18 protein-coding genes and 3 pseudogenes are annotated in these 25492 nt (G+C 62.1%); 12 read left to right on the top strand and 9 right to left on the bottom strand.

The features are described 5' to 3' along the window. Window positions 1-111 precede the first annotated feature (111 nt). From AC099J_RS30770 to AC099J_RS30760, 3 genes are all read right to left on the bottom strand, one after another. Window positions 112-795, bottom strand: a complete 684-nt coding sequence (locus AC099J_RS30770) for a hypothetical protein (RefSeq protein WP_479619124.1) — start codon at window positions 793-795, stop codon at window positions 112-114. Between the two features lie 290 nt (window positions 796-1085). Beyond that, window positions 1086-1544, bottom strand: coding sequence for a trypsin-like serine peptidase (locus AC099J_RS30765; RefSeq protein WP_479619123.1), 459 nt, complete (start codon window positions 1542-1544; stop codon window positions 1086-1088). After that, window positions 1541-1927: a trypsin-like serine peptidase gene (locus AC099J_RS30760; RefSeq protein WP_479619122.1), complete on the bottom strand. Its 387-nt coding sequence runs from the start codon at window positions 1925-1927 to the stop codon at window positions 1541-1543. Before AC099J_RS30760 ends, AC099J_RS30765 begins: the two co-directional genes overlap by 4 nt. Window positions 1928-2661: 734 nt before the next feature. Here AC099J_RS30760 and AC099J_RS30755 point away from each other — a divergent pair. Next, window positions 2662-3213 carry a hypothetical protein gene (locus AC099J_RS30755; protein ID WP_479619121.1) on the top strand — a complete coding sequence of 184 codons (552 nt, stop codon included), beginning with the start codon at window positions 2662-2664 and terminating at the stop codon, window positions 3211-3213. Here the strand turns inward: AC099J_RS30755 and AC099J_RS30750 are convergent. Both AC099J_RS30750 and AC099J_RS30745 read right to left on the bottom strand, forming a co-directional pair. Beyond that, window positions 3210-3587, bottom strand: a complete 378-nt coding sequence (locus AC099J_RS30750; RefSeq protein WP_479619120.1) for a hypothetical protein — start codon at window positions 3585-3587, stop codon at window positions 3210-3212. The genes AC099J_RS30755 and AC099J_RS30750 overlap by 4 nt on opposite strands. 316 nt (window positions 3588-3903) lie before the next feature. Next, window positions 3904-4773 carry an endonuclease/exonuclease/phosphatase family protein gene (locus tag AC099J_RS30745; RefSeq protein WP_479619119.1) on the bottom strand — a complete coding sequence of 290 codons (870 nt, stop codon included), beginning with the start codon at window positions 4771-4773 and terminating at the stop codon, window positions 3904-3906. 260 nt (window positions 4774-5033) lie between these two features. Between AC099J_RS30745 and AC099J_RS30740 the strand changes: the two genes are divergently transcribed. Beyond that, on the top strand, window positions 5034-5516 hold the full coding sequence (locus AC099J_RS30740; RefSeq protein ID WP_479619118.1) for a T6SS effector amidase Tae4 family protein: 483 nt from the start codon (window positions 5034-5036) through the stop codon (window positions 5514-5516). A gap of 149 nt (window positions 5517-5665) precedes the next feature. After that, window positions 5666-5845: a hypothetical protein gene (locus tag AC099J_RS30735; RefSeq protein WP_479619117.1), complete on the top strand. Its 180-nt coding sequence runs from the start codon at window positions 5666-5668 to the stop codon at window positions 5843-5845. Window positions 5846-6919: 1074 nt separating this feature from the next. Here the strand turns inward: AC099J_RS30735 and AC099J_RS30730 are convergent. The 4 genes and pseudogenes from AC099J_RS30730 to AC099J_RS30715 form a co-directional block, all read right to left on the bottom strand. Beyond that, a complete protein-coding gene (locus AC099J_RS30730) occupies window positions 6920-7192 on the bottom strand; it encodes a hypothetical protein (RefSeq protein WP_479619116.1) in 273 nt (90 codons plus the stop codon). 656 nt (window positions 7193-7848) lie between these two features. Further along, window positions 7849-8274 carry a hypothetical protein gene (locus AC099J_RS30725; RefSeq protein WP_479619115.1) on the bottom strand — a complete coding sequence of 142 codons (426 nt, stop codon included), beginning with the start codon at window positions 8272-8274 and terminating at the stop codon, window positions 7849-7851. A 330-nt stretch (window positions 8275-8604) separates the two neighbouring features. Next, the gene (locus AC099J_RS30720; protein ID WP_479619114.1) at window positions 8605-8820 is read right to left on the bottom strand and encodes a ribbon-helix-helix protein, CopG family; all 216 of its coding nucleotides are present in this window, start codon (window positions 8818-8820) and stop codon (window positions 8605-8607) included. Window positions 8821-9307: 487 nt separating this feature from the next. Further along, a pseudogene (locus AC099J_RS30715) lies at window positions 9308-10385 on the bottom strand (IS5 family transposase). A 540-nt stretch (window positions 10386-10925) separates the two neighbouring features. Between AC099J_RS30715 and AC099J_RS30710 the strand changes: the two are divergent. From AC099J_RS30710 to AC099J_RS30670, 9 genes and pseudogenes are all read left to right on the top strand, one after another. Further along, window positions 10926-13481, top strand: a complete 2556-nt coding sequence (locus AC099J_RS30710) for a hypothetical protein (protein WP_479619113.1) — start codon at window positions 10926-10928, stop codon at window positions 13479-13481. 6 nt (window positions 13482-13487) lie between these two features. Then, window positions 13488-17045 (top strand): hypothetical protein, encoded by a 3558-nt coding sequence (locus AC099J_RS30705; RefSeq protein WP_479619112.1) that lies wholly within the window; start codon window positions 13488-13490, stop codon window positions 17043-17045. A 13-nt stretch (window positions 17046-17058) separates the two neighbouring features. Next, window positions 17059-21399 (top strand): hypothetical protein, encoded by a 4341-nt coding sequence (locus AC099J_RS30700; RefSeq protein ID WP_479619111.1) that lies wholly within the window; start codon window positions 17059-17061, stop codon window positions 21397-21399. A 177-nt stretch (window positions 21400-21576) separates the two neighbouring features. Continuing rightward, the gene (locus AC099J_RS30695; RefSeq protein ID WP_479619110.1) at window positions 21577-22104 is read left to right on the top strand and encodes a hypothetical protein; all 528 of its coding nucleotides are present in this window, start codon (window positions 21577-21579) and stop codon (window positions 22102-22104) included. A 3-nt stretch (window positions 22105-22107) separates the two neighbouring features. Beyond that, window positions 22108-22734, top strand: a pseudogene (locus AC099J_RS30690) (transposase); the annotation flags it as partial. 220 nt (window positions 22735-22954) lie between these two features. Continuing rightward, window positions 22955-23125, top strand: a complete 171-nt coding sequence (locus AC099J_RS30685) for a hypothetical protein (RefSeq protein ID WP_479619109.1) — start codon at window positions 22955-22957, stop codon at window positions 23123-23125. 5 nt (window positions 23126-23130) lie between these two features. Continuing rightward, window positions 23131-23430, top strand: a complete 300-nt coding sequence (locus AC099J_RS30680) for an IS110 family transposase (protein WP_479619108.1) — start codon at window positions 23131-23133, stop codon at window positions 23428-23430. After that, on the top strand, window positions 23364-24302 hold the full coding sequence (locus AC099J_RS30675) for a transposase (protein ID WP_479619107.1): 939 nt from the start codon (window positions 23364-23366) through the stop codon (window positions 24300-24302). The genes AC099J_RS30680 and AC099J_RS30675 overlap by 67 nt, the downstream gene beginning before the upstream one ends. Beyond that, a pseudogene (locus AC099J_RS30670) lies at window positions 24298-25209 on the top strand (IS3 family transposase); the annotation flags it as partial. The gene AC099J_RS30675 and the pseudogene AC099J_RS30670, both read left to right, overlap by 5 nt. Between the last annotated feature and the right edge of the window lie 283 nt (window positions 25210-25492).

Raw genomic sequence — 25492 nt, 5'->3', positions numbered from 1 at the left:
CACGTCAATCACTCCTGTGCTCCTGCCACTAAAAGCAGCAGGTTAGGGTTCTTACGTGGGTCAGTTTTGGACGGAAATTACCTGTGGCGGTGGGTCAGTTCTGCGTGGAAATCAACAGATCGCGACCTCGCTCGGCGGCTTGGCCGCATGCTCGAAGGAGAAATTCACGAAACCTCGGACGTCCGGCCGCAGCCGGTACCCCCTGCGTGGGTCATTCGCCGGGGCGTCCGGCTTGAGGCGGGCCAAGTGCACGCCCACATGTGCATTCGTGACCAGCGTGCGAGGGCCGATCAGCCAACCGGTTCCTACAGGCTCGCGTTCCCCGTCGACCTCCCGCACGATGCAGCCGACTGCGCGGCAGACAACCTCCATCTTCGTCTCGGCGCCCCTTGCCAGGTTGACCCACAGGCCACTCGCCTCGAAGGAGGCCGTGTCGGGCCGGTTGCGGTTGACGAACCATGCGGGCCGGTCGGTGACGGATATGACCGCCTCCAGGCCTGAAACCTCGTTGTCCGAGAGATCGTCGAAGCGCATTTGCGCACGCGCGAGCTTGAGTGCCGTAGCATGCCCTACGTGCGCCAGGGCTTCTGCGAAACCTGCCGCGGTGGAGAACGCCATTGTCGGCGCCGCGGCGGCCATGCGTGCCGCCATGCGCGACCCGAGTTCATCGGAGGACGGCAGTGCCGGCTGTATCGCCGATTCGAGCTGCGCATCGCTGGCACTTGCCAGACGCCCTGCGCGATCCGCCGCCCTGCGTGCACGCGCTTCAGGAGATTCCGGGTATCTGGCCTTCATCGCTCCTCCGTCCTCCTGGTACCAAGCACCACCTCGTAGGTCGCATCAGGCCCACTGTTCACCCCCACCTTGGCGACCAAGCTGTCGCCGTCGGGTAGAGAGAAGCGCAGTGACGCCTCGCCCGGTGGCAGGCCCGCGCGCGCCTTCCCGTCCGGCCCGGTGACGTACGCGATCTCCGGCATGGGCTCGGATGCGTGCTCTACTACGAACCGCGTTCCAGGAAGCGGCTTGCCATTGGCGCTTCGCACGACAAGGGTGAACGCAAGCCGTGTCACGGCAGGGCCAGCGTATCAGGCCGCATCCGACGCGAGCCATTCCTTGATCGTCTGCACCATCTCCGGAATGAGTCGCGGTCCCGAGTTCGCCTTGATCCCCCACGCACCCGGCGTACCGCCCACGCCGTACGCGTGGATGCCGACCGCAACCGGGTCGGCATGCGGCGAGGCCTGGTGCCAGACGGGAGAACCGCTTTGTCCGCCGTAGGTGTCGATGTCGTAGAACACACGGCGCGCCGACGCGCGTAACACGCGATTGGCGTGGAAGAACTGCTGCTCACCACCACCGCGGTCACCGGGGTAGCCCGAAATGTTGAGCAATGCGCCTTCCAGATCCTGGTCGGTCAACGATGCGACCTTGAAGTACCCCACCGTGTCTCCGAGCGGCTCGTCGAGATGGATGCATCCGATGTCGTAGTCGGGATCCGGCCCGTTCTGCCACACCTGGGTCGCCGAGAAGCGGGTTGCCGTCACCGTGCCATACGGAACTTGGTGGCGTTGCGGCCGGGTGAGACCTCGATGGAGCCGATCCAACCTCCAAAGTCGCTCTCGCTGAACACGCAGTGGCCTGCGGTGAGCAGCGTCCTCGGGCCAATGAACCAGCCGGTGCCGATGAAGGACGAGGTGAACGGCGGCTTGGGCTTGAGCTTAAGCGCCGCGATCATGCGCCACGGCAACTTGTCCGTGTCGCTGATCCGAACGCGTTCGTCGACGCCGAGCACGGTTTCGGTGCCGGCGCGTGCGAACGACGGCAGCATGGGCACGTCGCTCCTGCCGACAACAACAAGATCGTCAGCCGCATTCGATGGGGAACTCGGTTCGCCTTGGTTACCGGTTGTTTCCACGACGGGAAACATCGGTATTGCCTCGTGAAGAGGCAGCGGCGGAGAGGATGACCATGCGATTGGGTTAGTCACGGACGTGTTCCTTGAAGAAGGTTGATATCAATCCGGTTTGCACAATGTCCTATCGCCAAAGCGTTTGGGCCGCGCGCGCATTCCATCAGGGATGGCCTCAGATGGTCACGAAGGGAATGATGGCCTGGTGCACCGCCAAGCCCTTCTTGCGGAAAGTCGAGCGGGTGAGCTGCTGGGCGAGACGTCCAGCCCAATTTGCATCAGGTTGGATTTGTAGGCAGCGAACCACTCGTCTTCGGAGGCGCTCGGCCCCACAGCCCCGTTGGCTGCCAGTGCTGCGAATGTCAACGCCAACGAGAGTGGGCCGCGGATATCCGGCGCGCTTCTGGAATGGTCGATCAGCTGTTGCCCGTCACGACCGCATCGGGCAGCTTGTTCAGGTCCATCGCGGTTTCCGTACTAGCTGACTCCTGCGACCCGCCGTCGGCATCAGCATGGCAGTTTCAATAAAAGTCACGGCATTGCGGCCCATTACACACCCGTAGCAGATGCCGCGCGTCCTGGCGGCTCGGTACTGAAATTTTATGGAAATATGCCCCTTTCCGCATCATCACAATCAATGAAGGGCTGGCGAGCAGCAGCCACTGTGCGGCGTTTGAGCTAGGGAAAACCCATTGCGAGACTGGGACAAGGGTGCTAGGATCATTCGACTCAACGTTAGAGGAGAGCGTCAAGTGGCAAGCCGTCATCAAAACCTTTACGCAAAGGGTTCTGCGCCTTGGGCGTTGAAGCAATACAAGGAATACATGCTTGCATGCCTGTGCGCAGACCTTAGTACGTTGGAAGAAAACGGGCTCCGGCTAGACCAATGTGAAATGGTTAAGAGCGCGCTTCGTCGTGGAGTTGCCTGTGTTAACAGCGGCGACGGCGGCGGCGTTTTTCGCCAAGCATTTTGGGAAGAGCTCGAGGAGTTCTACCTAAAGTACGAAAGATGGAATGGGCATGATGGTCAGGGAGCGGAAGCGCGGGCCCACAGAAGGGCGTGGTTACGTCGCATGATTGACCATCGAACCAAGCTATTCAAAAGACTTCCTCGGGCGAAAAAGACAGCAAATGAAGAATACGTCGACATACAGTTAGATCTTCTTTCTGAGCTCACCCGCCCGCCTTTCGACGAAATGCACCTGGCGTTTGACGAGGTCGTTAAGCACTGCGGAGAACTATTCCCTGCGGTCAAGCGAGCGCTAAACTCTTATCAAAAAGACATTGCTGCCATCAATCATTAAGCACTCAACACTGTCGACAGCCACGGATTGAAGTAGACGAGCGCGATCTTTGCGATGAACCAGTAGACAAGACCTGCGCCAAACAACAGCAGCAGAGCAATCGTCACGCGCACCCATCCGCGCCGACCGACCGAGAAGGTCTGGTATACATGGTGACCAATGCCCCAAAACGCAGTAGCTAATGCAAGTGCCAAAACCACGGTGAGCAAGGCGGCAACGATGCTCGACGGTGATACGCCTCTATCGATCTTTAGGTAGACCAAGGAGACGCCGGTAAGACTCCCGATGGATCCAAGCGCACCAAGGCAGTCTAGTATTAGGCGATGGCGATTGCTGTTACTCAATTTAGTTCCTCGTTTGTTTTGAATTTTCATCCTCAAGCGCATCCCTGCGATCAAGTGATGATGCTGCTGCAGCGCGTGACCAAAAAGTTAACGCCTATAACTAGTTGCCTGAGCGACGAAAAACCTCTCTAACGAGCGGCTTACCGATTGTTGATATCTTTCGGTCGCAAATTCCGGCGATTTCATAAACGAAATGCATCTCCGGTCATTGGTTCCAGTTTGCGATGCGCTAAAGTTATGATCATCCTTGTTCCCTCTATTCCGGTTGCCCTGAATAATCATGTGGCCGACCCGACAGAGGAGTAGCTATCGCCCGTCAAAAATATGCTATCCAGTCGCTTTTAGCCTAGTCGCCTTGGTTAAGGGTTATCCGGACTGGCCTATGGTCTGAAAGGCGTTTCATGATCCCGGGAATTGCAGCCTGCTCCGGCAGAGGATTAGGTATATAGGGATCCCGATCAAAATAAACAATCTCGGGCCAATGCGTGACCCGTGCGGCAACAGCAGGCGATACCAAGATATGGTCAATGACAACTAGATCTGTCGTGGTGGTCCAAAGAGAACTGGCATCGCCGGCGGCTTCTCGCCAGTCCCAGCCTGTCAACGCCCCCTTTTGTAAATAGGTCGCATCCTCGCCGCCATACATTGCGTTGAAATCGCCCAAGATCACCGCCTCACCTAGCTTGCCTGTCTCGCTCTGTAGAGTTGCCCATTCAGCCAGCGAGGTGAGTTCGCCGCGTTTGATGCGGCCAGCCACGTCGTCCCCCTCGGGAACGCTGGACTTTGCATGTGTACCGATGACTTCCAAACGCCGACCGGACGGCCTGTACTCGAACTCTGCGAAGACCGGTGACCTGGTCCACATCGGCAGTCGCTGCCACTTAACAAGTGACAGATGAGTCTCGTTCCATGCAAGTAGGACACGCTGCTTCGCATCAGGTGCATTCGAAACCGGGAGGGACGACACCATCCGGCCTTCGTTGTCCCGCAGGCGCAGCGTTCTGTTCGCTTTCGAAAGAACTTTCTCGAAACGAACTGCATCCACAATTTCCTGGAAGCAGAAAAGATCCGCGCCCGTGTGGGCCAGCATAGATGCAAGTCGCAGATCGTCTATTTCTGAGTGGAAAAAGCTAATACTTAATCCCTTTGAACCGGCTACCGTCTGTTTCAAACCATACCAATAGATATTCGCGGTAACGATGGTTAAATCTTTCATGCTCGCTCCAGTTAGCGTTTTTATGGAGAACCACCAAATACACGCCTGACCATATCAAGGCGCCTCTGCCGGCGACCCATCAGGAAAAATCATTGCTTCCCACTCAGCGACAATTATACCAAATGCGGTACAAATGCAGAAAGTTTTTACTAGGGTCTCACAGATGCGCCTTCATCATTGGGGTGAGGCTTAACGACTATTGCAGTGACGTAGGGAATCACCTACGATGCATCTCGCTCACTCTGGTTAAGATTTCTGCTATGCCGCTCAACTTTTCCAGTTTGTGGAACGCCTACCCGACCGATTCGACCAAGGACCAGCTGTTCCACCGGCTGGGTGGTAGTTGGCCTTCTCTCGTCGGCAACGGCAACTACGAAAATACATGCGCACTACGGCTGTCTGTTGCATTGATCGGAGCCGGGGAATCGGTCCCCGCGGATCTGGCGAGGGCCGATGGAGGGCACAAGGATGGGGAGGGGCGAAATGTGATCATCAGGGTGCCCACGGCCAAGCGGTTGCTCGAGCGACTGCTCGGGACGTCGACATGGGGGACCTCTAAGGTCGCCGGAGCCGACATAGCGAACAATCTCATCCCCGCATGGACGGGGATATTGCTCTATCTCGTTCCCGGCGTCGCTGCGAATGGGCACGTCGATCTCTGGAATAACAACCGCTGCACTATCGATTGCCACAACAACTTCGCCCGAGCAGCGACGTCCGTCGAGATGTGGAGACTAACCTGACGCGGTGGAGAGTGCTCTATGGCGCTCATGACGCGGCGCTGCCCGCGGCTCAGGCGTTCGTCGTGTTCCTGACAGTAGGCAGGGCCGAGCTGGCGGAAGATGTCCGCCACCTCCAGCCCGTCTGAGCGCAACGCGGCCCTTAGAAGTTTATGGACGGGCTCGCGATCGGCGAAGCCGGCTCGACTTTGGGCAACAGGTCGAACGGACTGACGGTGGCGCACATCAGCGAGTTGTTGTCTCGCGCTGCGGAGGTGGCGATTCGCTCGAAGAAGGAGTGCATCACACCAGAACTGCTGCAGTCTGTGATCGGCGCGCGCACGTTCGCATGAACACCACTGCCGCGCGACATGCCGGCCTGCCTTTCATTCCGCAGCCAGCATCCGGTGAGCTTCTAGGCTCGTGGCTGTTGAGCTCTACGGCCTGGGCTTGACGACATTGTTGAGCCGACTGGGTGCGCGACCAGCTAGCGACGCCCCTGTACCGCATTGGTTTGCCATCGACGACGGCAACGTCAGTTTGGACGCCCTTTCCGCGGCGTCGCGCTTACCGCGAGCTACTTTGACAACGATGGCGCCTTCGCCCTGCAGACCGCGCTGGCCCGAACAACTCGGGTCCTGCGCCAGATGCCTGGCTGATGCGGCCAACGCAGGTCTCCCGATCGCTTGGAACCGGAACTGGATGAACCCTCTGGCTACGGTATGCAGCGCCCACGGCACTTGGCTCACTCCGGTAGCCATACGCACGCTAGCGGCCGTCCGTTCCGCTGCGGACTTCGGCGGCATCGTTCAGCAGGTCGCCGCGGCGCAGGCCCAGCTCGCTGACGAGCCTGCTTGCCCCGTTGATGCCCAGTGGTTACAGGGCCGCTGCACTGCGCGAACAGCCGTGCGTATGCCCTGGGGTTGGACTCGGCGGCAAGACTTGATTCGGATCGTGGACGCGCTGGCACACGAGGTGACCGCGGCATCGGACTCAGGTACCGGCCCTGTTGGCCTGCCGGCCGGTCGGCGGCAGGGATCCTGCAAGAGCTTTGCACTCGACCTCGGCAACGCTGAGCGGGTTGGCGTGTCGCTGCCAACACAGCTTCGACCACGCCAGTGGGTCCTGGCCCGCGTGGCCCACGTGTTGCGATGGCCGTCCGAGGAACGGGCGCGCTCCTCGTCTTGGTCAGCTGCATCCGTCAAGCGGCTGGCATCGATGCGCAATTGGCCCTCGCATGGATCTGCCCCCCAGCGGCCGATCTTGTTCAGCAGCAAGACGCGTTGCGACGGGAGTTCAGCATCTCGCCCAGGTACTTCAAGGCATGTGCGGCCCTGTTTGCGTCGGTCCAGTGACTAGGCCAGCCGATTCCGCTCAGACGCTCTCAATGGAGCGCCGTTCGCAGATCATTCATTCAGCGTCGCAGCTTATTCGTTCAAAGTCGCAGTTATTTCGTTCTTCGACACCGAGGCCACCCTCGCGGCAGTGAAGCTGCGAATCGATTCGGCGACACGCGCTTGCGTCGCGTACTCGGCCGCTGCGAGCTGCGCGAGGTTTTCCTGCTCGGCGGTCAGGGCTGCATCGAGATCCACTTCCGACCAGGCCTTAGAGGCGACCTCCGCCTGTTTCTGCCGCGTGTCACTGTGCAGGTAAAGGCTCTGGCACCCGGCGAGGACGCCCACGAACATGACGGCGGCCAACCGCTTCGCGGTTGCTGCGTATCGAGGCCAAGTTTGATCAGACACGAACTGTCCCCCCTATCGGAAAGTCCGGAAGTGACGATGAAATGCGCTGACGAGAAGCGTCCGTTCGCGTTCGACACGTTGCATCCACAAAGCGATGGACGAAGCGGAATTTCGCCTCAGATCGCCCGTCAATCGCCGCCGACGGCTGTCTCGGCCAGCGATGACTCGCGAGCTTTCATCCGGCGCCCGGAAGCCGCCACAGTCGAACAGCGGGTCATCAGGTGCGCGCAAAGACCCAGGCATAGCGCCGACCCACAGCCGGCCTGTACCATCCACCCGAACGAAAACCAGGCAGTGAAACGGTTTGCGGCAGCCTTTCGCCCGCATCCAGCGGGATGGTACGACCGGGCCGGTTGAATGGTGGCTTTACCGCGACGCAGTGCCTTGCGGCGCTGAGGCCGTACCGCTAGCAGCTGAATCGGTGATTGAGGCGTCGGGCAGCGCTTGCTTGGTCTCTAACTGACGGCTATCAGTGTTGCACTGGCCTGGCTTGGTGCAATCAACGGTCTTGACGATTTGCCAAGACAGAAGCATGACCGAAATGGTCATTGCAAAGACTACCCAGGCCGGAAGGTACTTATCGGATGGACGAGGGCCTAACCATTTGACCTTCACTTGCTTTCTCCCCCAGATGAGTTGGATTTTAGCGTCTTGACCTGCTCCCCAAGCTCACCTTGTTTATAGCCAAAGTAAAATCCGATAGCTGAAGCCAACAGAGTAATTACAGGGCCAACAAGAACATCCAGCACTTGCTTGAGCTCTCCGAAGAAGGTACCGGAGTAGTTGGACGAAGCCCCTCTGGCAAATAGGGCGACAAAGGTCAAAGCGACGATTGCGCACAACAAACCGATAAGCCACAAGGTGATGGTCTGCCGAGTGACATCGCGTGACTCATTCGGGTCGTAGGGCTTTTCTTCAATGGACGCTAGAGATTCGTCTCCATCGCCTTGAGATGTGGTTGCAGGTAATGCTTGGCCAAAGGCGTCTGGCTTGTCGAGTTCCGGATGCTCGGAGAGATTGATTTCCGTCAGGGGCATATTAGCGTCTGCCGGCGCCGGCGCCGGCGCCGGCGCAGGTCCGGACACAGCGTCATTTCGCGCGTCTAGCGTGTCGCTCCGCGGCCCCGAAGGCGGCGGAGGCTTTTCACCAGGCTTGTTATCGTCTGCGGGCTGAAGCGGGTTCCCTTGCGGGAGAGGCGCTTCGACTCGAGGCGACAGCGCCTCCCCAGCAGGTTGTTGAGGCGGAGCCGCTGGCTGCGGAGCTGACTCAGCATTTTTGCTCTCACCGGCCGGAACACTGTCAACGGACGGACGATCACCTATCCCCATCAGTGCCTCCCATCTTTATTGATGTGGCACTGTAGCCGGTTACCTTGTGAACAGCAACTCGGTTAAGGAACCGTTCTTCTCAAGCAAGACTTTGCTGCCACTCGCGCGTCTCTCTTGGATGAGCCCTTCGGTGGTGATGGCTCGGCGCAAAGCTTCAGTGATAGGGACGTTTTGCCTCGTAGCAAGGGCCCGAATCCGCTCAGCCTCTTCTTGCGAAACGTCGAAGGTTAGTCGTACCTTGGTCTTCTTCTCCATGATCGCTCCTTGATAAATACGTGTTTTATACCACAGAACTTGTGCGAAAAGACATCATTTTTCATGGGTGGTTTGCCCCCCCCTTTTCCATAAAAGGGTGGACCAGTTTTGAGCACAGCGAAGCACATCCATCAGAACGCATGCACGACTGAAGAGGAATCTAGGGGAGGTCGGGCCTTCCGCCAAACATGCCACACTGTACGCAAAATCAATCTTCCAGTCCGCTTGCGTACATACTGCCCTGGCGGCATGATCTCCAGCAAGTTCAGGGGCATAGTTTACGCCCTTTTAGGCCAGCTAAATACTGCATCTATCAGCAATCACACGTTAGCAGGCCGTTGAAGCACCGGCGACGAACGCGAGTTCCGCTCTGGAATTTCGGCTCGGCAAGGTCATGCGGCGTTCTGGAACCGCCCGATTGCACCCGAGATGCCTGTTGCGCGGCCATCTATGCGGTCAGAGCCGACCATTTCGACGTCCTTTGCCCTCATGGGGCGCACTGCGGACGCAGTAGCGCCAAGGTGCGCAGCCGAGTGCGGTTGTAGGCGGCCATCGTCAGCGTCAAAAGCTGATCGACTTTGTCCAGTCCCTGAACCATGACTTGGCGGATCGGGCCGATCACCTTGCCCCAGCCGAAGCACTGCTCGATGCGCTTTCTCTTGCGCTGGCTGACCTCGTAGCCAGGGTGTCGGGTGGTGCGTGCATCAATGGCGCTGCCGCCGTTGCGCTTGGTGTTCTGGGCCACGTGGGGCGTGACCTTGAGGGTTCGCCTTGACGAAGCCCTTGGTGTCATACGCCTTGTCTGCCCGACCGTCACGCGTTTGCCCGGACCCGCCACGTCAGCCAGCGTCTGCGCGGCCACTTCGCGCTCGGTCGTTCCGTCGGAGGTGCTGGCTTGCACATTGACAACCAGGCCGTGGCGGTTGTCCGTCAGCACATGGCCTAGCTGGGCAGCGCAGGGCTGCATTGCTCTTGCGGTAAAGCCGCGACTCGGGGTCACTCTTCGATTCGTGTGTGGCGTTGCTGCGCGGCTCGCCGTGCCAGTTCTCGGGCGGGCGGCCGTCGTCCGAGCCGTCCTTGCGCATGCTTTTGTGACTGGCCCAGGCCTGGATCAGCGTGCCGTCCACGCTGAAGTGCTCGCCCGACAGCAGGCCGCGTTGCTCGGCCATCTCCACCGTCGCGTTGAACAGTTCGGTGACCGCGTCGTGCTCGATCAGCCTGTCGCGGTTCTTGCTGAATACCGAGTGGTTCCACACCGTGTCTTCGATGGCCAAGCCCACGAACCAACGGAATAGCAAGTTGTATTGAATCTGCTCGACCAGTTGGCGCTCGCTGCGCACGCTGTACAGCATCTGCAGCAGCATGGCGCGCATGTGTTTTTCGGGCGCGATGCTGGGGCGTCCGCCCTTGACGGCCTCGTACATCGCAGAAAACTTCGCATCCATATTGGCCAACGTGTCGTTCAGCCAAGTCCGGATCGGGCGCAGCGGGTGGCTGGCCGGCACGAAGCTCTCCAGCCTCACCGTGGTGAACAAGCTTTCGTTGTAGCTGTCGGCTCCTCGCATGACGGGCTGGCTCCTCTAGATGCACCGATGGTCGGCTACGCCAGCCGACTCGTCGATAGGTATTTCAACGGCCTGTTAGGGAATATCTGCACATCTGGCGACGGACTGCGATGACTGGGGCGGCGCAAGGAGTCTCGGCGGCCGCTGCCGTGAATTTCAGGCTTTCGGCCTCACCGATGCGCTGATTGAGGGACGCCGAGCGAGTAGCCCACCATTCAGAGGACCGCAGGCGAGAGGTTCCAGTCGGCGCGAGATCCTGCTCGGCGCAAATGCGACGTGGCGTCAGATTAGCAACATCCGGGCGGGCACGGTGGATCATGCGCACTCGCCAGCCGGTGTTCAATCGGCCTGGCCGCCCCAGGCAGCGCTTCCATAATCTTGTGGATTAGGTGTTTTCGATTCCTTGACCCGAAGCAATGCCTCACATATTCTCGTGGCGATCCGCAGCAGTGACTGCGCCTCGATCTTCCCTACAAGTCGCGCGTATGACTGAAGAACTTACTTCGCCCCATTTTGGTCGCGCATTCACGGAGACGCCGAATGCTTGGAGTAAAGCTGCTGCTGGAGGAAACGTTTAGGGAAGGGTCGGCCTTCCTGGACCTGTTCGACACGTCGTTGAACATCGACGACAGCGCGAAACCGGCCAAGGTCAGCGGCAACACGACGCTGTCCACAACGCATTTCAACGTCACCTTTCCGGACGGTGCGCGCTTCCCTGGCGTCGATGAGGAGGACGTGGAGGTTGCCGTGGCGGTCTCGCTGCTCAGCGGCAAGCTAGCGGCGTTCCAGAACGTTGCCGCCACGCTCCTCATCCATCGCAAGAACAACGGCGTCGCGACAGTCCGACAGGTCACCGGCTTGAAGCAATCGGTGGCCTTTGATTGGCCGGGCCTTAAGGTCCAACACTGCGTCGCCGAACTCAGCCTTGGCGAGCGGCCCGTCCAACTGATCCTCAAGCCGGACACCGGCCAGCCTGCCGGTACCTTCGAGTTGCTGGGTGCGGAGTTCCAGTTCACCAATCCGCTCACATTCTCTGCCGATGGGGTGAGCGGCACGTGCGAGGCGACCGAAGACACTCGCAAGGGCCTACGCGACAAGCTGCAGCCCTTGTTCGGCAGCATCGTTGAGATCACCGAGGTCTCGACGATGACCATCAAGGCGGTCGACAACGCCTGGACGGTGAATCTTGTAGCCGCATTCAACATCCCTCTCTTTGTCGACGGGGAGGGGGAACTGGAGATCACGGGGACGCGGCGCGACATAGGCACGTGGGCCATCGAGTCGACCGTCCTTCTCGCGAACGCGCAGCGCTGGGGCGATCCGCAGGGCTGGTTCCAGATTGACAAGCCGAGCCTCAACCTGCGCTTCGACCAGGGCGCAGCGGGCTGGTCGGTGAAGCCGCGCCTGGGTGGCAAGATCACCTTCCTCCCGACCGCTGCGGAACGGCTGGGCGCGACCATCGCCGACTGGTTCGGCGACCTGTTCCAGGGCATGAGCACTGAGTTCGACAGCGAATTTGGAAGCTTCATGCCAACCATTGCGCTGCGGCCATTCGCGCCGTTCAAGCTCAAGGCCCTGGAGATGTTCGAGCTGCGCGTGCCGAGCATCGATCTCAAGTGGGGGACCGAGAGGAGAGTCACCTTCAGCCTGGAAGGCGTATCCCTGCGGCTTGACATCGGGGACGTCGGCCTGCGCGGAGTCATTCCGCCGCTGAGTTTCGATCCATTCACGGGCAAGCTGAGCCTGGGCAACGCGGACAAGCTGAGTGTCGATCTCTCGCTATCGGCGCCCGGCGGCGTCAAGGGAAGCGCGACAGTCGTGTACAGGGAGGACAAGACGCTCCGATACCTGCAGGGCAGGGGCCAGCTGAGCACCCCGACCCTGCCCGGCGTGGCGGTCGCATTCCGGGTCGGACAGTTCCGCACGAAGCTGGACGAAGACTGGACGCCTACCGTGCTGCTCTACGCGGACGCACCGGTAACGGTCCCGCTGTTCCCGCTGGTGAATGTCCAGCAGCTCAGCCTGGCGGTGGGCGTCAACTGCGAGGTACAAGGCACTTCGCGCCTTACGCTGGCCGAGGCACGCCGCCGCGTGGAGCAGGGCTTGCCGAATGTCAGCGATCCGGACGTGTGGTCGCCGTCCAAGGACACTGGCCTGACCCTGCTTGCGCGCCTCTTTCTGGGGCCGACGGGCAAGAACGAAGTGCCGGGGTTCTACGCCGCCGATATGACCCTGATAGTCACGTCCGACGCGCAGGCGACGGCCTTCGGCAAGCTGTGGCTCTACACCTCGGTCACGGACGCGCGCACGGGTGAGTTCCAGCAGCGGCCGGCTGGCTTGGCGCTGATGCTGCTCGACGCGCAGGAGCCCTCATTGCGCATTGCGGCGCAAACGACAGGTAACGGTCTTACTAGCCTCAAGTCGTCTGGCCTTGCAGGCCAGCTGATGGGCTTCAGCCTGCCGCCGATGCGCCTGGCGTTCGAAGCCACGAAGAACGGCATTGCTCTCTACTTAGGTCCCAACGAAGTGAGCGGCAGCCTTGGCCCGCTCAGCGTTCGAGCCACGTCGCTGCTCGCGTTCCGCGCCCGCTTCGATGGCGGCAAGTCCTATGCGATGTCTCACTCGAGCCTGACGGCCGGGTTCAGCTGGAGCGCCTCGGCGTCGGTCGGTCCCGTCAGCCTAGGCGCCAGCTTCAGTGCAGGGTTCGCCGCCGAACTGCTGCTGCTGGGCACCTTCGGCGATAGCAAGCTCACAGTGTATGGAAGCGCGTCGATCGCGATGAGCGCCGCGCTCGCGCTGCATGCGAGCGTCGGCTTCAGGATCAGGATCAGTTGCTTCCTCGGCAGCTACACGATCTCCTGGTCGGTGCACTACGACTTCAGGATGGAGGTTCATGTCGACCTCGGCCTGGAGGCTGCGCTGACGACGGGGAGCGAGGGCTTCGGCTTGCGCGGCCATGCCACGGCCAGCGTCTCCGTGCTCGGAATCTCAGCGACGCTCACCGTGCCAGTGGCGGTCAACACGGGCGCCGTCGACGACGCCCGGAGCCAATATCAGTCCGTCGACCAGGACATCCGAAAACTCCTTGGGATCTGAGCCAGCATGGACCTTCTGTTCCTCAAGAGACTGGATACGGCGCACTGGCTCGGCCTGCGTATGCCGCCAGACATCCGCATCGCCGCCGGCGCGAATAACAGCAACGTGGCGCCAGAGAAGCCGTGGGCGCTCGACGCGCCGCCCGATCTCGAATGGGCGGGCGCTGTCTACTACGGCCCGGCTGCCCGCGAGAGTGGCGGGGAGATATCCCTGGGCTGGGAAAGGCGGCCGAAGGAAAGGTTTGCGGGGCCTGCCTTCGAGGGTGTCCTAGCCGATGTCAAGGCGATGGCCGAATCCGAAGCCAGGAAGGACGTCGAGAGCCAATTGGCCGAAGCGCAGGCCAAGGCGAGCGTGTCGCTCCCATTGCGGTCCTATCGCGCCTACGTACAAACGCAGGGAGGTAGCATCCGCAGCCTCGAGGCCTGGCGTGATGTCGTGCTCGCCGCCCTCTCCGAGCGGCCGGGCGAGTTGCCCGTCGAAGCCTTCGGCGGATTGCTGTTCCTCGTCGAGGCCAACTCGGAGCCGGTCCCCAAGGACGGCGTCTTCGTCGACGCAACGGAACCGTTGAAAGCGGCGCCGGCCGAACTTCAGGTGAAGGCATTCCAGCACAGCAAGGGCATAGCGTTCGAATGCTGCGGCGTGGTCGGTGGCGAAGCCTATTCCAACGACAGCGTGCTCGACGTGATCGACGGCAAGTCCCATTCCGGCTATTACCGGATCACGCGCACGTTGGGCGTCGTCGAGCGCCCCTCGAGCCGTGGCGGCATGGTGGCCATACCGACCAGCGTGGAGGACGCGCCGGGTTGGAACAATGCGGTGCCCGGGATGCCGGCCAAGCAGTTGTGGGCGGAGCGTCGCTTTCGACTAGCCGATGGCTTGGCGCCGGACGAGCTGATCGGCGAGTTGCTCAACTACCGTATCGAACTGTTCAACCCCCACGGGCGGGTGGTTCGCGCGGGCCGCGTCATGCTCCAGCGACAACGACTAGACCCTCCAGCGGCGATCACGCGCGCGATGGCTCGCCTCGTGGTAAATACTAGTGGCGACGACCCTGCGATGGCGATCCGCTTTGACCTGCCGCCGACGGAAGAACCAGGCGGCGCCGGCCTGGAGTTGGTGCTGTACCGCCTGGAGAACCCGGTGCTGCCGACTGGCTTCTATGGCGATGCGGACGACGCGGCGGTGCACGTGGCGCGCATCTTGTCGGACATCGACCCGGCCGCGCTGATGGACGTTCGCGCCGGCGACCAGGTGCTGACGGGGGCCTCGTCGGAAGGCGCGCAGGCGAACCTGTCGAACCATGGGCTGGAGTTCGTCGCGAGCTTTTCGCTCCAGTCGCCCGCGGCGCTCCGGCTGCCTGCGGCTAATCAAAGCGACGACAGCTTGTGGTCGCAATGCGGCTGGGAGGTTACCGTCAAGCAACTGGACCGGTTGTTGCCACCGGGAAGCGCCGTGCGCCTCATGCTCGCGCTGCGGCGGGTTTTGGCCGCGAACTCTACGGGCGCGGCGCTTGACGGACCGGTTCCGGAGTCACCGGTGCTGGAGCCACAGATGCTCCTTGGCTTCGACGCGGCGAGCACCGAGCGCGACCAGGTCGTCCCCCACTTCGAACGGTTTTGGACACCACACGTGGAGCCTGGGCTTCTTGACGCGGACCGGGCCTTCTTCTCCGAAGCCGACATGCCCGGGGACAAACCACCGCAGAACGAGGCCGACAACCGTGCACGCGTCCGCATGCAGGTGCAGCATCTCGTCACCGCCGCAGTGCCTGGGGCCGAGCCGATCGGCGGATACCGCGTCTGGATGCGGGATCTTCCGGCGCGCCACGCTCAGGGTGTCGCGTTCGAAGCGCTCGCCACGGTCCAGGCAGTGCCCCAGTTGGTCAAGGCATACGCTCCCATTGAGGTGGGGCGCCAGTGGTGGGCGGAAGCCGCTTCGGACAAGATCGGCGACGCATTGGCCGTGCCGAGCGAAACCTTCCTTGCTTCGCCGTCGCCGTATGCCATGATCAGAAACAAGCAGGAAGTTGGTCCGACTGCCGCAGAGGTGGTCGATCAACTTAACGCGCTGCTGAAAGACGTCCGCGAGGGCAAGGCACGAAGGCAAGACGTGCGCGGTGGCGCGCTGCTGCTCCAGTTCTGGCGCCTGCTGGACCAGGGCCTCTGCAGCGAAGTGATCCTGAACGTCGCCCAGCGGCGCCAGTTGACGCGACTTGGTGCGCAGGCATGGCTGGACAATCAGCCAGGCAACTGGATCGTCTTTCGCGACCAGAACGGCGGCTACCTGGGGCGCGCATGGACCTTCACGGGCGCGGACGCCGCCAGGATGAAGCGCGTCCACGTCCTGAACGAAGTGCCGAACACTGAGGACACCGTTGCCGTGGATGACTTCGGGCAGGTGACGTGGAACTGGGAGGGGTTGCAGGACGCCTGGCACCACGAACTCGAATGGGTTGTCGAGCCGTTGTCGCGCTACGCACCGCTGCGGCGACGCTCGCTGCCACCGGCTTCCCGTCCTGCGACAAAGCCCCGGCATCCGGTGCCGTCGTGGCAACAAGGCAAGCTCGACGACGACGCGCCGGAGGCCAACATCCATCGGCTGCCTATCCTGCGCCGCGTGCCCCTCACAGGGCGCGTTGGGCTGATTCCCGTGCCCGATGCCGAGGAGGATGCCTTCGTCTGGAAGGTGAACCTGCCGCCGGAGTTTCGCCGCGCAACGCACAACACGCGAGCCCGCACGGCCCTCGGCGCGCTACGCCTCGAAATACTGGAGGCCAGTGCCAAGACGATGCTGGGAGCCGACTTCGAGCAGATCCCCATGACGGACCTGCTCATCAACCGCTGGTGCGGCGGTCCGCAGCCGGACCCTGCGCCTGAACCGGAAACGCTGGAGTCGGTGGAGGAAGGCCATCAGCTCGTCATTCACCAGGCGGCGTGCTTCCAGGTGACGCTGAAGGTCAGGCCGCGCGCCGACACGATGCCGGGCGAAGTCACCCCGCCCGAGCCGCCGCCGGGGGAAGCGTCGCTCCTCAAGCCGGTGGAGCGAGTGGCGAAGGCCTTCACCAACGAAGAGATGATCAAGCTGGACCATTGCCGTACGCACGAGGACGGGGCAGAACTCATCGTGCCTGTAGCAAGGCTGGGCTGGAGCTACACCGGCAAGTCGCGGCCGACAGTCGAAGACGTGATCGGCCGACCTCCGGACACCTTGTCGCTCGCCTCCATGCCTGGATTGCGCCTGCCCGACCCCGCGGCGTCGATGACCGTGCTCATCCGGTCAGACGACGGTGTCTTGCGCCCTTGTGCCTACTTCTTCGCGCCGGCCGTGGTCAGGGACAGGAGGCCGCCGTTGCCACTGGGCTGGACGGAGGAAGTTTCGAGCAACGTGCGGTGGGGCATTGCATACCGCAACGACGAGGTGGTGACCAACATCAGCTTGTCCAATGGTGGCGCCCACCCCGGGGACCTGGTGCTGGCGCTAGCCGGCAAGCTGGCAGCCCGCATGCGCGTGCTGTGGAAGCGCGGCGGCAGCGCGACAGAACTGCTGCCGCCAACACCGTTGTGAAAGGGAAAGAGAGATGCCAATAGAACGCTTGCCTGCGCTGCTGCTAGACGACGCAGTTCCACGCGAGGACGGCGTCGTTGCCAGCGACATGCCGTTTTGGGCATTCGACGGCCAGCGCGCGACTGCCGAATGCGGCTACGCGACGAACGGCCGGCTCCATGCCGTGCAGGGAAGCAACGGCGAAACGCTATACGGCAAGCTGGAAGACAAGGTCGTTTCACGAACCGACGGCCAATGGATCGCCAGCTGGTGGCTTGACAAGGCTGATCCGCTGGGGAAGGCCAGGGCCGACATCAACCCCGCGGGTCCGACGTCCATCAATGCCGACGCCGTGCAGATCGACGACGCGGAACTGCTCGGCACCTCGGGCCGCAAGCCGGGCAGCCATAAGTCAACCCAATGGAGCGCTGGCGTGACCGGAGGCCTGGTCGCCACGATCCTTCGCACGCCCGTTCCGCTACGTCCAGACCGGGTGGAACACAACGGTAGCAAGGTGACGTTCCTGGAGCGGGGTCGCGGTCACGGCGGCGATGCAAGCCAGCGTCTCTCGATCCGCTGGAACTTCGCAGAGAGCCAGCCCCAAGAGCAGCGTATCGGCGACGGCCTGGCCCTAAACGCCAGCGCCGCGCTGCTGCTGGACGAGGTGGCCGACGGCGCCTGGGAAGCAGGCAGCCCGCTGTGGATTCGCACTGCGAGCGGTTTTGTGCGTTGGCATTCTGAGAAGGGCCGCCTGTCGTACCGTGCCACCGCCGAAAGCAGGACTATCGACGTGACGAGTTGGCTGCCGGCGATCGCACCGGGCGGATTTGCGCGTCTCTTGCTGGATGCGAGCGGCGACAAGACCTTGACCGTCGATACCGCCGCCCGGACCGCCGAACTCGCGATCGATGACCCGGCGCTGATGATCGCGTTGCCCCGCACGTGCTGCAACGGACGCGACCTCGCGGTTCCGCTGCTGCCGCCGGACGACGCAGCTGTGACCGGCACGCTGTGCATCGTAAGCCGGTCGCTGGCGCCTTCGGATGTCTTGTGCACCGCGAGGATAGGCCTGGAGCAGACCAGCCCTTCGACTGCCCGGTTGGCTCTCACAGCCACCCGCCCGGCAGGCGCTACTCAGTACTTCGCACCTGCAGGCAACTGGGTAAGGGTTGCGGAAAGCGCTGCCAATTCAGCGGCGGGCCTCGCGCGAGCCCGAGTGTTGCTGCCGCATCCGGTCACGGCCGAGGTTTTCGCCCTCGTGCTCGGGCAGGATCTCGAGGCCAGTGGCGTGGGCGATTTCGACGTCGAGGCAGCATTGACGGTCGCCTTGCCAAGGGTTGACGGGGAGGCTCGCTTCGTCAGCGGGCCGCTCGCGCGCTTTGACATCGAGGATGCCGGGGCCACGACCGACAACTACGGCCACGAGATCTGGCCGTCGCCGCTGGGGAGTCAGGAGAGTGCCGAGCCGGCAGTGTTGCGCAACCTGTATCGCCGGTCCAGCGCGCAGGGCTCCTTCGCTGCCGACGAACTGCCGCCCTATGCGGCTACGCGGGTCGTCGCGAGTAGCATCGCCGCGCCGGCGATTGCGCGATCGCTGATCGAGAACGCCGGCACGCGCTGGCACTATTTGCGGATGGCGCCGGGTGGGGGGGAGGAAGCGGGACTTCGCTTCCTGCCGCAAGAACCGGGCAAGCGGCGCGGCTGGGTGGAGAGCGCCAATTTCATCGGGCGTCCGGCTGACAAGCCAGGGCCAATCGACTACCTGGAACTGCATGGTGCCACGCAGCATGTGCGCAATTGGCTGCGCCTGAGTAACGACACGCTGGTGCCTTGGAAGGCGGCGCCACCGGCCGTCGGCGCGCTTGATCCAGCAGCGCCCGAGTACTACGAAGGCCAGGCAATCGACCCGCTCGTCACAAGGCTGGGAGAACGCGATGCACCTGAAGAGCGGGGCAGCCTCTCGTTGTTCATTCTCGAGGAGACGCTCCCGGCGAGCGCCGACGGCTCGCCACGCTTTGCCCTGTTGCTCGAACTGGGCTCGATTGGCCTGGAGCCCGTCAAGATCGATATCGATCCGCCCAAGACTCCGGTCGTCAACCGGCTGGTGATCGCAGTGGCCAACCCTAAGTTCGGCGAAGCCGCGGCGAAGCCTAAGCAACTGGACGACCCCTGCCGCTTGGCCCTGACGTCGCTGAACCGCCTCTACCTTGAACTGGAGCGCGAAGGCAGCCAATTCATCGTTCGCCGCGGCATGCTGGGCTGGAACGCGAGCGGTGCCTTTGGCCTCGTTGTCGGTGACCAGGGACCGTTGGAAGTCACCGAGACGTTCGAGCGCAGGAGCGGCGTGCTGTCGCGCACCGTCGAGTTCAACGGCGCGCTCCCGGTCACCAAGTCGCCGATGCAAGAGGTGGTCGGTCTTCACGGTCAGGAGTACTCCCTAACAGCCTATTTTTGGGCCGCGACCTGGAAGTTCACTGAGGATGCAACTGCTTCCACATTGCGCGTCATCGGTTATCACGGCTGGACCTATGGGACCGAGACGAAGTGGTTCGCGTCGGCTCAAGATGGACGCGTGGTCGGAGGCCGGCTCGACTTGTCGGCCGATCTCGTCCTGATGCTGGCAGACGCCGCAAGAACAGTTGCGTCCAGGGGTACGGACAGTCCCTGGCAAGCCGTCCGGCGCCATCTCTATTCCGTCGTGTTGGATACGCCGCTCGGGGCAGGCGGCCAATCGTCCAACAAGATCGCGGGCTTCCTAACGCTCCGACACAGGGCCGCGGCTCAGTTCAAGGTAGAAGAGGACTCGAACTCCAGGGACCTGCAATTGATCCCTGACTGGCGCGCCGCGGAACGCGACATCCTCCCCTTGTTCTCCGACTTGCCGCGGCCGGCACGGCCCGCCCGGCATACTTGGCTGCGGCCTCTGGGAAAACTGGGGCAACGCTTGAACTCTGGAATAGAGGCAACGCCCGGCGAAGGCCTTTACGTCGTGCTGCACTCATTTATCGCCGAATTGCCACCCAGGGGCAGCTTCGATCTTTTCGCCTGCTGCCTGGTGGGCGAGATCGGCCGCGAAGACGGGATTCCGCGCTGGGTCCCCGCGCCGCTGCGAGGCGGCGATGCACCGCCTAAGAGACTCCCGGCCGTGCCTGCTGTAACTCCCCCGCGTGCCATGAGCCGCCTGTGGCTCTTCGACGGCCCGCCGCGCATGGTGAACGAGTGGCCTGACGATCCTGCTTACACGCCTGCCAACGTGGCCAGCACGACGCTCGCGCGCCTGGGTTGGACGAGGGAAGCCGTGCTCGAGCACGACCCGGGGCTCGGGAGCGAGGCGGTCACGTGGGCTGTCGCGGACTCGCCGCTGCTGAACCGAGAGGCGCGCATCGGTTGGTTCGCTTGGCCGCTCAGGGCGCCCGGCGACAAGAGTGCGCCTGGCGAGTGGCCGCACGACACCTTGCCGCGTACACGGCTGCCGCCCCAGTTCGAGGCGACCGCCCCTCGCGCGTTTTCGATCGAGGTCGCATTCGAGGAAGACAGGCCAGTCGGGGCCACGAGTGACATGCCCGCCGCGGCGATACCCGTCCTGCTGGACCTGGCGCCAAGAGAGCGCGCGGGCCAGGTTACTGTCCCCGTCAAGTTACGCAGCGCTGGATTGCGCGCCGGTGCCTGGCATCGGCTCGTCGACTACCGGCAGACGTCCATCAAGAGCCAGATGTTCCCCCCGGTTGCGCTGCCCGCGTGGGGCGACGCGGGACGACTCGCCACGGATCCGAAGCGACCAGGATTTTTCAGCTGGGATGAACGGCCGGTGGGGAGCTTTCGCATTGTCCCGCCGGATGCAGGCACGGCCCTTGAGAACTCGTATCTCCTTGAAGTCCCGACCGAGGCCTTGGGCCTCAGGATCATCCAGTCCCAAGACGACCTACTGATCTGGACGACTGAGGACAAGCAGGGCAAAGAGGTCGATCGCACTAGAATCTATGAAGCCTGGGAGGTTGCAGGGGCCAAGCGCCTAGGCATTCGCATGCCACCGGGCGCGCCCTTCAGGACCTTACTGGTGGAGTTCTATGCGAAGTCGCCCGCAGGACAAGCGGTCGCACTGGAGCAACGCAAGTACTTCGATGGGGGCGCCGAGCGCCTTGCTGGGATCTTCGACAACAGCGGGCAGTTGCAGGCCTTTGGCTCGGAGCAGGTCAGCTTCTATCCCGATGAAGCCGCACCTCCAACGGTCGGATGGAAGCGCGTGGCCGAGTGGCAAAGCCGCATAGGCTTGCTGGGCGACGTGGCTGGCTGGCATGTCGCCACGGTCGACATAGAGGGTCGCTTCACACTCTACCGTCACGAACCTTCTGTCTTGATAGAGCCGCCCTTGTAGCCCGGCGATCACGGATGCGAAGCTTGCCTCACGGCTTGCCGAGACGCGACAGCGCAATTGCGCGATCGCGTTGCTGTCCGGCCAGCGCTGCGGCTGCGTGACATCGGCTGCCTACCTGTGTTCTTGGGAAGCACCATACTGTCGACTCAGCCAGGCAAGGCACCTTAGGAGTGGAATGTGAACGAGATCACTGCCGCCACGGCAACCATCTATTGGTACGGCCTTGCAAAGTCGGTGGCACTCTCGAAGAAACTGGACATCGGATTTTTCCACACGGCTTCGGATGACCTGAGGCTCGCTTCCATGCTGTCGAGCATAGGCGCCGACATCTTTTGCTTTGAGGAGATTGTGGACGTCGAGCGATTCGAAAAGGTCCTGGCGAAGGCGCATGCAGCGTTCCGGATGCGCGACGACAGCGGCCAAGTGGTGTCGTCGACGCCCGGCTCGATGACGCAGGATGCGGGGCAGCGGGTTGTCCTGGCCTGGAACGAAGCCCAGTTCTCGCTGGTCAGCTGGGAGCGGCTGCCAATGTGGACGAGGGCGCCGATTCTTACAGAGTTCGAACACCGGCCGACTGGCCGGCGCCTCCAGGTCATCGGAGTCCACGCGAAGTCAAGCGCACCCGAAGCCGACGATGTAGCAGGCCAGAACAAGCGCAAGGAACTTGGGGGGTGCGGCGGAAAACTTGGACTACCTCGAGGGTAGTTCATGTTTTCCTACGAGGATCGGCTTCGAGCCGTGCAGCTTTACATCAAGCTCGGCAAACGGGTCGGACTGACGATCCGACAGCTCGGCTTTCCAACCAAGAACACACTCAAGCACTGGTGCCAGGAGTACGAGCAGCTTGGCTTGGCCACCGGGTACGCACGCGCGCCGAAGTATTCGCAGGGCCAGAAGGAATTCGCGGTCGCTCACTATCTGGAACACGGGCGCTGCTTCGCGGCGACGATCAAGGCGCTGGGCTATCCGTCGCGCACGTTGCTTTCATTCTGGGTCCAGGAGTTGCATCCGCAGACCCGAAATCGCGTTGTTGGAAGGTCGGCAGCGCTGACGCCCGCAATGAAGCAGTCCGCGGTGATTGAGCTGTGCATGCGGGAAGGCAGCGCGCGATCCGTCGCCGAGGAGTTGGGCGTGTCCCGGCCATCGTTGTACACCTGGAAGAATCAGCTGCTCGACCACGACGCACCTGCATCCATGAAGCGCAAGCAAGATCTTCCACCAAGCCCCGAGTTGGCCAAGCTGGAACAACAAGCTGCGGCACTGCGACAAGAAGTCCGGCGCCTGCGTCTCGAGCAAGACCTGCTGAAAAAGGCGAACGAACTCTTAAAAAACGGCCATCGCGGCGTTGCCCCGTCCCTTTGTACAGAAACACCAGGCTGCCTACACTGACCGTGCTGGACCGTGGCCGTCAGCTTTTTGGAGGCTTTCGTCCCCGTCAAAAAACGTGGCCCCTGGGGATCCTGCGGACCCAGTTGTGGTGGCGCCTTGTGCGACCCCGTTTAGGAAAGTGATCGAACCGCACCCCTGTCCGGCAACTTGCCTACAGGAGGTTTCCATGTCAAAGAAAGGAAAGGCGATCGGGCTGCCGATCGTTAACACGCGGGCCGCCGGCATCGACATAGGCTCACGCATTCAAGTCGCAGCGGTCCCGCCGGAGCTGAGTGACGATCCAGTGCAGACGTTCCTGAGCTTCACTGCGGACATCGAGCGCATGCTGACTGGCTGATCTCCATGGGCATCACCACCGTAGCCATGGAGTCAACCGGTGTTTACTGGATCCCGGTCTACGAGATTTTGGAGGAACGCGGCTTGACTGTCGTGCTTGCCAATGCCCGAGACTGCAAAACCGTGCCGGGGCGTAAGAGCGATGTCAACGACGCGCGTGGCTGCAGCGGCTTCATGCCTGTGGCTTGCTGCGGGCCAGCTTCCGCCCCTCACGTGACATCGCCGCGCTGCGTGCCTACATGCGGATTCGGGATCGGCATTTGGAATACGCCGCGGCACATATGCAGCATATGCAGAAGGCGCTGACGCTCATGAATCTGCAGTTGCACCACGTGCTGAGCGACATCAGTGGCGTGACTGGTCTGAGAATCATTCGTGCGATCGTCGCAGGCGAGCAGAATCCCGATGTCCTTGCCGCCATGCGCGACGTGCGCTGCCGAGAAAGTCTTGAGACCATCCGTGCAGCGCTAGTCGGCAACTACCAGCCCGAACACATCTTTGCGCTGTCGCAGGCGCTGCTGCTGTACGACGCATACCAGGAACGCATTGCCGACTGCGATCGCCAACTTGAACGGGCCTTGCAGTTGCTGAATGCGGACAAGGCAATGCCCGAGACGCCGCTGGCCAAGCCAAGAACCAAGACCAAGCAGGTGAACGCCCCGCAGTTCGATGTGCGGGCCATGCTCTACCAGCTAACCGGCATCGACCTGACCTTGATCCACGGCATCGGCCCCAGCGTGGCCCTGTCGCTCATCGCAGAATGCGGAACCGACCTGAGCCGCTGGCCCACGGAAAAGCACTTCACTTCTTGGCTGTGCTTGTCGCCCGGCTGCAAGATCAGCGGGGGCAAGGTGCTGTCATCACATACCCGTAAGAGCAATAGCCGGGTGGCCAGCCAGTTGCGGCTGGTGGCATCGACCGTGGGCCGCACAGAGACGGCGCTCGGTGCGTTCTACAGGCGGCTGGCGGCGCGCATTGGAAAAGCCAAGGCGGTGACGGCCACAGCGCGCAAGATCGCCATCCTGTTCTACCGCGCAATGCGATTCGGCATGCGATACGAGGATCCAGGCGCCGATCAGTACGAACAGCGCTATCGTGAGCGTGTAGTCAAGCAACTGCAACGTCGCGCCGCCCACTTCGGCTTCTCGTTGCAACCGGTCGAGATGGGTGTTTCTTAGGAAAGACCTGGGCATCTACCGGCACCTCCTGACGAATCGGGAGAAGACGCAGCTGGTTGATGCCCTGAGATCTACCTACGGCCTGGGTGAGTTGTTGCGCGAGGCGGGCCTGCCCCGCAGCTCCTACTTCTACCATCGGGCGCGGCTCGATGTCGTGGACAAGTACGTCGAAGTGCGACGCGTGATGGCCGACATCTTCCAGCGCAACTATCGTTGCTACGGCTACCGTCGAATGCAAGCCTCGTTGACCAGGCAATGCGTGAACATCTCGGAGAAGGTCGTGCAGCGGCTGATGAAGCAGGAATGCTTGGTTGCCGCCACGCGCAAGCGCCGACGATACGGCTCTTACATGGGAGAGATCAGCCCTGCGCCAGACAACCTACTGGAGCGCGACTTCAGCGCAGGTGCGCCGAACGAGAAGTGGCTCACCGACCTCACAGAATTCCAGATTCCAGCTGGCAAGGTGTACCTGTCGCCCATGATCGACTGCTTCGATGGCATGGTCGTTAGCTGGACGATCGGAACGCGCCCGGACGCCGAACTCGTCAACACGATGTTGGACGCGGCCATCGAGACCGTCACAGCCAGCGATGAGCGGCCGATCGTGCACTCCGATCGCGGCGCCCACTACCGGTGGCCTGGCTGGCTGTCTCGGATTGCTGAAGCAAAGCTTGCGCGCTCGATGTCTCGCAAGGCATGCTCGCCGGACAACGCTGCGTGTGAAGGCTTCTTTGGCCGCCTGAAGACCGAGTTGTTCTACGCGCGCAGCTGGCTGTCCGCAACCATCGAGGACTTCATCGCGGCGTTGCACTCCTACATCCTCTGGTACAACGAGGACCGGATCAAGATCTCGCTGGGAGCCCGCAGCCCCATCGAGTACCGGCGCAACCTTGGACTTGTTAGATAACCCGTCCAAGTTTTCTGCCGCACCCCCACCCATCAAAAGTGGCTCAAATTTCGGTCGGCGCCAACAGGTGTCCACGATCAGACTGAAATGCCGTCCACGATGGGCTGAAATACGCACTTGGGCCGCACGCGAGAGAAGGTGGAGATCGCCGTAGACCAAAGCCGTTGTGGTCGTGTCCCATCCCGTGGTGTAGGTCCACAGCCCGGACAGAGCTGGAGATGCACGGTACTCAGCGTGCCACTGCGGACAGCCGAGTGGGGGCAGTGTCGCTCAGGGTCTGCAA

It is taken from the genome of Rhodoferax sp. RT4P68, from assembly GCF_056521305.1.
This window is presented reverse-complemented; position numbering and strand designations above follow the sequence as displayed.

Bases quoted from the DNA above. Each gene is read 5' to 3' on its own strand.
- AC099J_RS30770 (WP_479619124.1), bottom strand. From the start codon at position 795: ATGAAGGCCAGATACCCGGAATCTCCTGAAGCGCGTGCACGCAGGGCG.
- AC099J_RS30760 (WP_479619122.1), bottom strand. From the start codon at position 1,927: ATGTTTCCCGTCGTGGAAACAACCGGTAACCAAGGCGAACCGAGTTCC.
- AC099J_RS30750 (WP_479619120.1), bottom strand. From the start codon at position 3,587: ATGAAAATTCAAAACAAACGAGGAACTAAATTGAGTAACAGCAATCGC.
- AC099J_RS30745 (WP_479619119.1), bottom strand. From the start codon at position 4,773: ATGAAAGATTTAACCATCGTTACCGCGAATATCTATTGGTATGGTTTG.
- AC099J_RS30740 (WP_479619118.1), top strand. From the start codon at position 5,034: ATGCCGCTCAACTTTTCCAGTTTGTGGAACGCCTACCCGACCGATTCG.
- AC099J_RS30735 (WP_479619117.1), top strand. From the start codon at position 5,666: ATGGACGGGCTCGCGATCGGCGAAGCCGGCTCGACTTTGGGCAACAGG.
- AC099J_RS30725 (WP_479619115.1), bottom strand. From the start codon at position 8,274: ATGCCCCTGACGGAAATCAATCTCTCCGAGCATCCGGAACTCGACAAG.
- AC099J_RS30720 (WP_479619114.1), bottom strand. From the start codon at position 8,820: ATGGAGAAGAAGACCAAGGTACGACTAACCTTCGACGTTTCGCAAGAA.
- AC099J_RS30710 (WP_479619113.1), top strand. From the start codon at position 10,926: ATGCTTGGAGTAAAGCTGCTGCTGGAGGAAACGTTTAGGGAAGGGTCG.
- AC099J_RS30705 (WP_479619112.1), top strand. From the start codon at position 13,488: ATGGACCTTCTGTTCCTCAAGAGACTGGATACGGCGCACTGGCTCGGC.
- AC099J_RS30700 (WP_479619111.1), top strand. From the start codon at position 17,059: ATGCCAATAGAACGCTTGCCTGCGCTGCTGCTAGACGACGCAGTTCCA.
- AC099J_RS30685 (WP_479619109.1), top strand. From the start codon at position 22,955: ATGTCAAAGAAAGGAAAGGCGATCGGGCTGCCGATCGTTAACACGCGG.
- AC099J_RS30680 (WP_479619108.1), top strand. From the start codon at position 23,131: ATGGGCATCACCACCGTAGCCATGGAGTCAACCGGTGTTTACTGGATC.
- AC099J_RS30675 (WP_479619107.1), top strand. From the start codon at position 23,364: ATGCGGATTCGGGATCGGCATTTGGAATACGCCGCGGCACATATGCAG.